General features: G+C 71.2%; 9 protein-coding genes. 3 read left to right on the top strand and 6 right to left on the bottom strand.

The annotated features are described in order from the left end of the window. Nucleotides 1-35: 35 nt before the first annotated feature. Both CCS38_RS34045 and pyk read left to right on the top strand, forming a co-directional pair. On the top strand, nt 36-1,247 hold the full coding sequence (locus CCS38_RS34045; protein WP_223737374.1) for an acetate kinase: 1,212 nt from the start codon (nt 36-38) through the stop codon (nt 1,245-1,247). Between the two features lie 61 nt (nt 1,248-1,308). Next, nucleotides 1,309-2,727, top strand: a complete 1,419-nt coding sequence (gene pyk, locus CCS38_RS34040) for a pyruvate kinase (protein WP_223737373.1) — start codon at nt 1,309-1,311, stop codon at nt 2,725-2,727. A 110-nt stretch (nt 2,728-2,837) separates the two neighbouring features. Here the strand turns inward: pyk and CCS38_RS34035 are convergent, their stop codons facing one another. The 4 genes from CCS38_RS34035 to CCS38_RS34020 form a co-directional block, all read right to left on the bottom strand. Beyond that, a complete protein-coding gene (locus CCS38_RS34035) occupies nt 2,838-4,112 on the bottom strand; it encodes a hypothetical protein (protein WP_223737372.1) in 1,275 nt (424 codons plus the stop codon). Next, the gene (locus tag CCS38_RS34030; protein WP_223737371.1) at nt 4,102-4,695 is read right to left on the bottom strand and encodes a DUF6114 domain-containing protein; all 594 of its coding nucleotides are present in this window, start codon (nt 4,693-4,695) and stop codon (nt 4,102-4,104) included. Before CCS38_RS34030 ends, CCS38_RS34035 begins: the two co-directional genes overlap by 11 nt. Nucleotides 4,696-4,836: 141 nt before the next feature. Next, the gene (locus tag CCS38_RS34025) at nt 4,837-5,454 is read right to left on the bottom strand and encodes a DUF6230 family protein (protein ID WP_223737370.1); all 618 of its coding nucleotides are present in this window, start codon (nt 5,452-5,454) and stop codon (nt 4,837-4,839) included. Between the two features lie 578 nt (nt 5,455-6,032). Further along, on the bottom strand, nt 6,033-7,004 hold the full coding sequence (locus CCS38_RS34020; protein WP_223737368.1) for a tetratricopeptide repeat protein: 972 nt from the start codon (nt 7,002-7,004) through the stop codon (nt 6,033-6,035). Nucleotides 7,005-7,375: 371 nt separating this feature from the next. Here CCS38_RS34020 and CCS38_RS34015 point away from each other — a divergent pair, with 371 nt between their 5' ends. After that, a complete protein-coding gene (locus CCS38_RS34015; RefSeq protein ID WP_223737367.1) occupies nt 7,376-8,041 on the top strand; it encodes a TetR/AcrR family transcriptional regulator in 666 nt (221 codons plus the stop codon). Between the two features lie 27 nt (nt 8,042-8,068). On the opposite strand, the gene CCS38_RS34010 is transcribed toward CCS38_RS34015, so the two are convergent. After that, nucleotides 8,069-9,073, bottom strand: coding sequence for a GDP-mannose 4,6-dehydratase (locus CCS38_RS34010; protein WP_223737366.1), 1,005 nt, complete (start codon nt 9,071-9,073; stop codon nt 8,069-8,071). Further along, nucleotides 9,070-10,236 (bottom strand): UDP-N-acetylglucosamine--N-acetylmuramyl-(pentapeptide) pyrophosphoryl-undecaprenol N-acetylglucosamine transferase, encoded by a 1,167-nt coding sequence (locus CCS38_RS34005; RefSeq protein ID WP_223737365.1) that lies wholly within the window; start codon nt 10,234-10,236, stop codon nt 9,070-9,072. Before CCS38_RS34005 ends, CCS38_RS34010 begins: the two co-directional genes overlap by 4 nt. Between the last annotated feature and the right edge of the window lie 101 nt (nt 10,237-10,337).

Here is a 10,337-nt window from a genome sequence, read left to right as displayed (position 1 = left end):
GTACCCACCCCCGCTACCGAACCGAAAGCTTTTCCATGACTGCCGACGCCACCCGAGTCCTCGTCCTGAACTCCGGATCCTCCTCGCTGAAGTACCAGCTGCTGGACATGAACGGGGGCACCCGGCTGGCGGTGGGGCTGGTCGAGCGGATCGGCGAGCCGGCCTCGCGGCTGGTGCACACGCCGCTGGCCACCGGCGGTGAGAAGCGCGAGCGCGAGGAGCGGATGGCCGACCACGACGCGGCGCTGAAGGCGGTCGCGGACGAGCTGTCGGCGGACGGGCTGGGGCTGGACTCCCCCGAGCTGGCCGCGATCGGCCACCGGGTGGTGCACGGCGGGCTGAAGCTGACCGAGCCGACCGTCATCGACGACGCGGTGCTGAAGGAGATCGAGCGGCTGGTGCCGGTGGCGCCGCTGCACAACCCCGCGAACATCACGGGCATTCGGACCGCCCAGCGGCTCCGCCCGGACCTGCCGCAGGTCGCGGTCTTCGACACCGCCTTCCACTCGACGATGCCGGAGTACGCGGCCCGGTACGCGATCGACGTGGAGACCGCGGACGCGCACCGCGTACGCCGGTACGGCTTCCACGGCACCTCGCACGCGTACGTCTCCCGCGAGACCGCCAAGCTGCTCGGCAAGCAGCCGGAGGACGTCAACGTCATCGTGCTGCACCTGGGCAACGGCGCCTCGGCCTCGGCGGTGGCGGGCGGCCGCTGCGTGGACACCTCGATGGGGCTGACCCCGCTGGAGGGCCTGGTCATGGGCACCCGCTCGGGCGACATCGACCCGGCGGTGATCTTCCATCTGGAGCGCAACGCGGGGATGTCCAGCGACGAGATCGACGCCCTGCTCAACAAGAAGAGCGGCCTGATCGGGCTGTGCGGCGACAACGACATGCGGGAGATCCGGCGGCGGATCGACGAGGGCGACAAGCGGGCGGCGCTCGCGTTCGACATCTACATACACCGGCTGCGCAAGTACATCGGTGCCTACACCGCGGTGCTGGGCCGGGTCGACGCGGTGGCGTTCACCGCGGGCGTCGGCGAGAACGCGGCGCCGGTGCGGGAGGCCGCGGTGCGGGGTCTGGAGGAGATGGGGCTCGCGGTGGACGCGCGGCTGAACGCCGAGCGGTCCGACGAGGCCCGGATCATTTCCCCCGAATACGCCCGCGTGGCGGTCGCCGTGGTGCCGACCGACGAGGAGCTGGAGATCGCCAACCAGACATACGCACTGGTCAGCGCCTAGTTTTCGGCGCTTCCGCCAGGTGGAATATTCCGCTCTGAAACAAACCGATAGGATTCAGCCCATGCGCCGTTCGAAAATCGTCTGCACCCTGGGCCCCGCCGTTGACTCCTTCGATCAGCTCAAGACGCTGATCGAGGCCGGTATGAACGTGGCCCGTTTCAACATGAGCCATGGCACCCACGAGGAGCACGAGGAGCGGTACCACCGGCTCCGCAAGGCCGCCGAGGAGACCGGCCGCGCCGTCGGCGTGCTCGCCGACCTCCAGGGCCCCAAGATCCGCCTGGAGACCTTCGCCGACGGTCCGGTGGAGCTGGTGCGCGGTGACGAGTTCGTCATCACCACCGAGGACGTGCCCGGTGACAAGACCATCTGCGGCACCACCTACAAGGGTCTGCCCGGCGACGTCTCCAAGGGCGACCCGGTACTGATCAACGACGGCAACGTCGCCCTCCAGGTGATCGAGGTCGACGGCCCGCGTGTGCGCTGCATCGTCATCGAGGGCGGCGTCATCTCCGACCACAAGGGCATCAACCTGCCCGGCGCCGCGGTGAACGTGCCGGCGCTGTCCGAGAAGGACATCGAGGACCTGAAGTTCGCCCTGAACATGGGCTGCGACCTGGTCGCGCTGTCCTTCGTGCGGGACGCCAAGGACGTCCAGGACGTGCACCGCGTCATGGACGAGGTCGGCCGCCGGGTGCCGGTCATCGCCAAGGTCGAGAAGCCGCAGGCCGTCGCCAACATGGAAGAGGTCGTCGCGTCCTTCGACGGCGTCATGGTGGCCCGTGGTGACCTGGCGGTGGAGTACCCGCTGGAGAAGGTCCCGATGGTGCAGAAGCGCCTGGTGGAGATGTGCCGGCGGAACGCCAAGCCGGTGATCGTGGCGACCCAGATGATGGAGTCGATGATCACCAACTCCCGCCCGACCCGCGCCGAGGCGTCCGACGTCGCCAACGCGATCCTGGACGGCGCGGACGCGGTCATGCTCTCCGCGGAGTCCTCGGTCGGCCAGTACCCGATCCAGACCGTCAAGACGATGTCGAAGATCGTCGAGGCGGCCGAGGAGGAGCTGCTGTCCAAGGGCCTGCAGCCGCTGGTCCCGGGCAAGAAGCCGCGTACGCAGGGCGGTGCCGTGGCCCGCGCGGCCGCCGAGATGGCCGACTTCCTGAACGGCAAGGCGCTGGTGGCCTTCACCAAGTCCGGTGACACCGCCCGCCGGCTGTCCCGCTATCGCGCGGCCCAGCCGATCCTGGCCTTCACCACCGACGAGTCCACCCGCAACCAGCTCTCGCTGAGCTGGGGCGTGGAGACCTTCGTCGTGCCGCACGTGGACAACACCGACGCGATGGTCGACCTGGTCGACGCCGAGCTGCTCAAGCTCAAGCGCTACAACAAGGGCGACACGATGATCATCACCGCCGGTTCGCCCCCCGGCGTCCCCGGCACCACCAACATGGTCCGGGTGCACCACCTGGGCGGCTGACGCTCCGGTGCAACACAAGCGAAGGCCCCGCTCCTCCGAGGAGGAGCGGGGCCTTCGTGGTGCGGCTCCCGGAAGGGTTCCGGTGGACCGGGCGGACCGTCGGCGGTACCTCAGGTCATGTACTGCTGCAGGCCCGGTACGTGCAGGTTGCCGCCGAACTGGCCCGCCTGGTCGATCTTCACCTTGGTGAAGTAGGCGAACGGGGTGTTGAGGGGCGGCGGGTGCTCCGGGTCGAAGGTGACCGGGATCAGGCCGAAGAGGTTGCCCTGCAGCTTCTCGGTGTACATCGTCACCTTGCCGCCGCGGATCGTGGACGTGGAGCCCTTGCGCGCCTGGACGTGGTACTTCTTCCCGGACGTCGGGTCGTCGACGATCTGGTGCAGGTCGCCGATGTCCACGCTGTCGGCGGTGAACTTCAGGGCCTGCTTGGTGCTGCCGTTCTGGGTGGTGACGTTGACGACGCCCTCGTAGTTCAGGCCGCGCAGGGTGAGCGCGGAGGACTCCAGGTGCCAGGGGTCGTCGGGCAGGGTGACGGGGGTCTGCTCGTCCTTGCCCTTCTGCTTGTTCTCAACGACGCAGGGGTAACCCTTCTTGCCGTTGGCGTCCGTGCCGTCCAGGCCGCCGCCGGGCAGGGCGTTGTCGACCGTGCCGACGGCACCGTGGACGGTGTCGTTGACGGCCTTCGAGCCGCCCGAGAGCGACTCGCCCGCCTTGCCGACGCCGTCCTTGACGCCGTCGACGGTGTCCTCCACCGGCTTGGTGACCTTGCCGGTGGCGGAGTCGTCCGTGCCCGCGGTGTCGTCCTTGGACGCGGACTCGGTCGCGGACTCGGACTCCGACGGGGACGGGCTCGGCGAGGCGGTGGACTCCTCCTCGGACGAGTCGCCGCCGCCGAGCAGGCCGCCGAGCGCGTCACCGACGCCGCCCAGCAGGCCGCCGTCCTTCTCCTCCTCCTCGGGGGAGGCGGACGGCGAGGGCGTCGCGGAGTCCGACGGCTCGTCGGACGGCTCGGACGTCTTGTCCCCGTCCGTGCCGGAGGGCGAGGCGGAGGGCTTCGCGGACGGCTCGGTCTCCTTGCCGTCCTTCGCGTCGTCCTTCTTGTCCTTGTCCTCGGCCTTGTCCTTGGCGTCCTTGTCCTCCACCTTGTCCGGAGCGGTCACGCACGGACCGTCCCGGAAGGGGCTCTCCGGGGGCTTGGGCTTGGCCATGGCCAGCTGGGGCGTGAGCCCCATGCCCATGAGCACGGCGGAGGGCATGGCGGCAATGGCAATCGCCTTGCCGGCGGGCACGTGCAACCGCGTCAGCAGCGGCTTCCTCGGCGCCGCGTGCCGCCCGGATCTCGCCCCGGCGGCTGCGCCCTCGTCGTGCAGCTCATCACCCGGCACGGTGCCTCCCGTTCGTCCCGTTGGTCGGGCTCTTACCTGACAGGTCGTCCAGTACGCCGCGCGAACCGCCCGCTCCGGCCGCCGCGGGCCGACCGTCGCCGAACGGGTCGAACCCGCCGTCGGGGCCGTCGCCCGCACGCCCGGGCCCGCCGTCGGTGTCCTCGGTGGAGGACGTGGCCGGCGCCGGCTTGCCGGGGGCCCAGGAGACCGCCAGCGCACCGCCGATCAGTCCCAGCAGGAACCCGATCAGGAAGGCGCCGAAGTTGGAGACGACCAGGGACACCAGTGACAGCAGGATCGCCGCGACACCGGCGAAGACCCGCGAAGCGGGCTGGAACCACATGGTCAGACCGAGCACGACCAGCAGCACGCCGATGATCAGCGAGCCGGCGCCCGCCGTCGTCGCCATGCGGACGGTCAGGGAACCGATCGTGAGGTTCGCGTAAGGGATGTACATGATCGGGAAGCCGGCGAGCAGGGTCAGCAACCCGGCCCAGTACGGGCGTTGTCCCCGCCAAACCCGGAACGAACGGCGCTGCCGGCCGATTGTCTCGCTCAGCCGTGGTCGCGTGTCGGCGCTCATCTCGTACAGCTCCTCGGGACTGGCAATTCGGTGGTACGTGAGCTGATAGTGCTCGGTGCTTGTCGGCGCCCGGCGCACGGGCACAGGGAGCGGCCCCAAAGGGCCTGGCGTTCGGTCCCCCGTGCCCGCACGCTCAGTGCGTCAGTAGCACTCGTTCTTGCCCGCGGAGACCTTCATCTTCAGGCCGCTGAGCTTGAACGTGCCGGCGGTGGTCGCCCACGCCGTCTGCTTGACTCCGGTCAGGACGGCCGTGTCGGCCTCCTGGGCGAACGAACCGGGGTCGGTCTTGTCGCCCTTCTTGATGCCGGGGCCCTTGGACGTCGAACCCGCCGCAACACCGATGTTGATGTTGTTGAAGGTCGCGTCCGCTTCCAGCTGGTCCAGGTCGATGTAGAGGTTCTTCGCCTCGACCGGCGTGTCACCGCCACCCGCCTGGAGCTTCATCGACACGTCACCGAAGACCGGGACGGGCACGACGACCGACTGGCACAGGTTCTTGATCTTGGCGCTGGAGAACGCCGAGACCGCCACCGGGATCTGCTTGCCGCCCTTCTGGGCGTCAACGGCTCCGTACTGGACGAAGCCGGTGCCGTCCAGGCGGTCGGTGGCCACCTTGAACTGCTGGCCGGACACGCTGAACGACGCGGCCAGCGCACCCTGCGAGAGGGCCACGCCGATCGCGGCCGTCGCAGCGACGCTCGGCACCATGACGACGGCGAACCGCTTCCATCTGGTCCCGCCACGAGCCAGGGACTCCATGACTTTCCTCCTTCTCGGACGTACATCTCCGGCACCGGCCGCTCGGGTCATGGAGACGGCCGCACCTGGGATGGGAGAAGTGCTACGTCCTCGGGAAGGAGAGCGCCCGTTTCGGAGTTCGTACCTTCCGAATCACCGGCGATCACCCCCGAGCGACAACCACTGGCCACGCTCTCGCGCAACCTCTCTGGACAGGCTCCGCCGGAATGGCGAAGACCCCCCTGTCCCGACCGGCGCCACTGCCGCCGGCCACTCGGTGGGGACCCGTCCCCCGCGGCTTCCGATTGGGTACCGGACTGCGGAGTAACGGACCGAGCTTGGCTGATCGTGGTCCATTCGGAGCCGCTGCACAAGGGGCTCGTTACCTACGAGTAACAGTCAGCTGACCGCCTCTGTACCGAGGGGAGCCGCCCCGGTACGCAGGGTCGCCTTTAACGCGGAAGAAACATCCGGAAATTACGCCCAAAACGCCTGAACTCCTACCAGCGCTCTTACTCCAAGTAACAGCGGCCACGATTACCAAGATTTGGTAAAACGTGGCCGCCGTTCCGTTTGAGGAGGGAGAAGTTGGCGAGCCGTCAGAACAGGACGCGGGCCAGAGCGGTACGCGCGCTCACGACGCGCGGGTCGTCGCTGCCGATGACCTCGAAGAGCTCCAGCAGCCGCACCCGGGCCGCCTCGCGGTCGTCGCCCGCCGTGCGCTTCACGACGTCGACCAGCCGCCCGAAGGCGTCCTCCACGTGCCCGCCGACCAGGTCGAGATCGGCCGCACGGATCTGTGCCTGCACGTCGGCCGGGCCCTCGGCCGCCTCCTTGCGCACCGCCTGCGGGTCGAGGTCCTGCACGCGGTACAGCAGCTCGGCCTGCGCGAGGCCCAGCTTCGCCTCGGGGTTGGCCGGGTCGTCGGAGAGCACGTTCTTGTACGCCTGGATGGCGCCGCCGAGGTCGCCGGAGTCCAGCGCCTGGGTCGCGGCCTCCAGCAGCGCGTCGTACGGACCGGCCGGGACGGGCGCCTCGGCGGGCTCCTCGTCGCCCTGCGCCGCCGGGTCGACCGGCGCGCCGACGATGCCGAACTGCTGCTCGGCGGCCTGCACCAGCTGGTCCAGCACCTGCCGGATCTGCGCCTCCGGGGCCGCACCCTGGAACAGCGGGATCGGCTGGCCCGCGACGACGGCGAACACCGCCGGGATGCCCTGCACACCGAACTGCTGGAAAAGGGCCTGATTACTGTCTACGTCGATCTTGGCGAGCACGAACTTGCCGGCGTACTCCGCCGCCAGGCGCTCCAGCAGCGGGCCCAGCTGCTTGCACGGCTCGCACCACTCGGCCCAGAAGTCGATGACGACCGGGACCTCGGTGGAGCGCTGCAGGATCTCCTGCTGGAACCCCGCCTCGTCGACGTCGACCACGAGCCGGCCGCCGGCCGCCGGGGCCTGGCCGGTACGCGCCGCTTCGGCGCGCGCCTGTTCCGCTTTCTGCTTCGCTTCCCCGGCCGCCTTCACCGCGGCGAGGTCGACCACTCCACTCATGGACATATTGCGTGGCTGCATGGTCCCATCCTCCCCCCTGAGCGGGCCGTTCCGGAAAGCGGTGCGGAAAATCCAGGGCCCCCATGGCCCTGGACCCCGCAAGGTGAGCTCCGTACCCTGCCGCGCATCCCGCCGGATTGCCTGAGGCGGGCCGGGACGGAGCTCTGTGGTGGTCCCGAGGAGGACCGGTCTGTGCTGGCCCCGAGGAGGGACCGGTCTGTGGTGGCCGGGGTCCCCACCCGCGGCCGGTGTGTGTGGCGTCGCTCTTTCGCTACGAGTCGTAGCGTAACTCTCCGGTCCCCCGCCGCCGCAAGCGTGCGGGGCCGCCGCGCTCGTGATCTCTCTCACCCGCCACGCGCGCCCCTCGCCTACCGGCCGGTATGGTCGGCCGCATGCAGTGCTCTCCCACCGGCCCCCGCAAGGGGCGCGCCCGCCTCACCGGCCGCACGGGACGCCCGCGCAGCGCCGCGGCCGACGCCGCGATCCTGGACGCCACCCGCGCCGCGCTCGTCGAACTGGGCTGGGGGAAGCTCACGATGGGCGACGTGGCCGCACGCGCCAAGGTCGCCAAGACCACGCTGTACCGCCGCTGGGCCGGTAAGAACGAACTGGTGCTGGACGCCGTCGCGGTCCTCTTCGACGAGCTGGAGCTCCCCGACCGGGGTTCCCTGAAGGACGACATCGAGGGCGTCGTGCTGCAGTTCGCCGCGCTGCTCGCCCGCCCGGAGACCAAGACCGCGCTGATGGCGGTGGTCGCCGAGTCCACCACGGACGACGCGCTGCGCGCCCGGATCCGCGAGGCCGTCGTGGAGCGGCAGAAGCGGCTGGTGGTGCAGGGCCGGCAGCGCGCCCAGCAACGCGGCGAACTGCCGCCGGACGGCGGCGGGCCCGAGGCCGCCGCGGCGGCGGCCCGCAGCGTGGACCTGATCTTCGATGTGATCGCGGGCGCGGTGGTGCACCGCGCCCTGGTCAGCGGCGAACCGGTCGACGCGGCCTGGGCGGCCCGCTTCACCACCCTCCTGCTCGCGGGGCTGCGCGGGCTGGAGAGCAGGGACTGAGCGCGGGCCTCACCGGCCCCCGGGGGCTCAGACCTGGTAGCGGTCGCCCGCGAACAGATGAAGGTGCCCGCCGACCCAGTCCGAGGTCCGCCGCAGCCCCACCTCCAGGGAAACCTTCGGCTCCCAGCCGGACAGCTCCCGGGCCCGCGCATTGTCCGACAGCAGCCGCTCCACCTCGCTGCCCGAGGGCCGCAGCCGCGCCGGGTCCACGACCACCTTCGCCGACCGGCCGGAGGCCGCGATCAGCTCCTCCGCGAGCTGCCCGATGGAGATCTCCCGCCCCGTACCGAGGTTGACGGCCTCCCCCACCGCCCGGTCGCACTCCGCGAGCACGAGGAACCCCTCGGCGGTGTCCGTGACATAGGTGAAGTCGCGGGTCGGCGTGAGGGAGCCGAGCCGGATCTCCCGGGCGCCGGAGTGCAGTTGGGCGAGGATCGTGGGGATCACGGCGCGGGCCGACTGCCGGGGCCCGTACGTATTGAACGGGCGGACCACCGTGACCGGCAGTCCGAAGGCGTGCCAGTGCGACAGCGCCATCATGTCGGCGCCGATTTTCGAGGCGGAGTACGGGGACTGCGGCTGGAGCGGGTGGTTCTCGGCGATGGGGGCGGTGCGCGCGGTTCCGTACACCTCGCTGGTGGAGGTGTGGACGAGCCGCCGCACGCCGTGCAGCCGGGCGGCCTCGCACACGTTCTCCGTACCGACCACATTGGTCTGCACGTACGCGCCGGGCGAGTCGTAGCTGTACGGGATGCCGATCAGCGCGGCGAGGTGGAAGACCGTGTCGCAGCCGGCCACCGCGTCCCGCACCCGGCCCGCGTCGCGGATGTCACCCGCCAGCATCTCGACCGGGCTGTCCGGGCGGAGGTAGCGAGCCAGATGGCCCTTCTCGGCGTACGGCTTGTAGTGGACCAGGGCCCGGACCTGCGCGCCGCGCGCGACGAGCAGGTCGACGAGGGTGGAGCCGATGAACCCCTCGGCGCCGGTGACGAGGACCCGGCGGCCCTGCCAGGGGTTGTGCTGCGTGGTCATGCGTACTCCTTCGGAGAGAGCGGGTGCGGTGTGGGGGTGGCACGGCCGGCCAGCCGGAGGACCTTGGCCGCCAGCAGGTCGGCGGCGCGGGCGTGGGTGCCCGGGTCGGCCGCGGCGCCCATCGCCGCCAGCCGGGCCGGGTCGTCCAGGAGCGGGCCGACGACGGCGTCGAGCCGCTCGGCGGTGGTCCCGTCGTCCGGCAGCAGCAGCGCCGCGCCGGCGTCGGACAGCACCCGCGCGTTGTGCGTCTGGTGGTCGCCGGGCGCGTGCGGATACGGGACGAGGACCGCAGGCATCCCGGTCGTGGCCAGCTCCGCGACGGTCGCCGAGCCGGCCCGGCACACCACCAGGTCGGCGGCGGCGTAGGCGAGGTCCATCCGGTCCAGGTACGGGACCGCCTCCGCGACCGCCGCGCCGCCCCCGGCGACCAGCCGCTCGCGCGCCGCGGCCAGCGCGTCCGGGCCGGTCTTGATGAGCATCCGCAGGTCCGAGCGGTCGCGGTGCCGGGCGGCGAGCCCGATGGCGGCCTCGGTGAGCCGGGCCGCGCCCAGGCTGCCGCCGTTGACCAGCAGCAGCCGGGCGCCGTCCGGGACGCCCAGCGCCCGGCGGGCCGGGCCGCGCAGCGCCGCCCGGTCCAGTCCGGCGAGCGGCCCGGACAGCGGCATGCCGACCGTCTCGGCCCGCTCGCCGCCCGGCAGGTGCGCCCGGCTGCGGTCGAAGGCGAGCGCGATGTGCGGGGTGAGCCGCGCGGCGAAGGTGTTGGCCCGGCCCGGTACCGCGTTGGACTCGTGGATCAGGCTCGGCAGTCCCGCCAGCCGGGCGCCCACGATCACCGGCGCGCTGGGGTAGCCGCCCATGCCGACCGCGACCTGCGCACCTTGCGCGCGCAGGATCGCCCGGCACTGCACGCCGGACTTCAGCAGCGCGGCGGGCAGCAGATAGCGCCGGGCGCCCAGCGCCGGATCGAAGGGGATCATGTCGACGGTGTGCAGGCGGTACCCGGCCTTCGGGATCAGCCGCGTCTCCAGCCCGCGTTCGGTGCCGACGAAGGAGATCACCGCGTCGGGGTCGGCGCGGCGCAGCGCGTCGGCGAGGGCGAGCCCCGGATAGATGTGGCCGCCGGTGCCCCCGGCACCGATGACGACGGAGAGTGGTGTGCGCATGGCCGCCACGCTCGTCGCGCGCCCTAAGAAGGTTCTAAGAGCGCTGTTTGGCAGCCTTGGGGCCATGCCACCGACCGGATCACCGCCACTGCCGCCCCCGG

Origin of the sequence: Streptomyces purpurogeneiscleroticus (assembly GCF_020024005.1) — a bacterium.
Taxonomy (GTDB): domain Bacteria; phylum Actinomycetota; class Actinomycetes; order Streptomycetales; family Streptomycetaceae; genus Streptomyces; species Streptomyces purpurogeneiscleroticus.
The sequence above is the reverse complement of the archived record's forward strand: the minus strand, read 5'-3'. Positions and strand labels throughout refer to the sequence as shown.

Bases quoted from the DNA above. Each gene is read 5' to 3' on its own strand.
- CCS38_RS34020 (WP_223737368.1), bottom strand. From the start codon at position 7,004: ATGCAGCCACGCAATATGTCCATGAGTGGAGTGGTCGACCTCGCCGCG.
- CCS38_RS34010 (WP_223737366.1), bottom strand. From the start codon at position 9,073: ATGACCACGCAGCACAACCCCTGGCAGGGCCGCCGGGTCCTCGTCACC.
- CCS38_RS34005 (WP_223737365.1), bottom strand. From the start codon at position 10,236: ATGCGCACACCACTCTCCGTCGTCATCGGTGCCGGGGGCACCGGCGGC.
- CCS38_RS34025 (WP_223737370.1), bottom strand. From the start codon at position 5,454: ATGGAGTCCCTGGCTCGTGGCGGGACCAGATGGAAGCGGTTCGCCGTC.
- pyk (WP_223737373.1), top strand. From the start codon at position 1,309: ATGCGCCGTTCGAAAATCGTCTGCACCCTGGGCCCCGCCGTTGACTCC.
- CCS38_RS34015 (WP_223737367.1), top strand. From the start codon at position 7,376: ATGCAGTGCTCTCCCACCGGCCCCCGCAAGGGGCGCGCCCGCCTCACC.
- CCS38_RS34030 (WP_223737371.1), bottom strand. From the start codon at position 4,695: ATGAGCGCCGACACGCGACCACGGCTGAGCGAGACAATCGGCCGGCAG.
- CCS38_RS34045 (WP_223737374.1), top strand. From the start codon at position 36: ATGACTGCCGACGCCACCCGAGTCCTCGTCCTGAACTCCGGATCCTCC.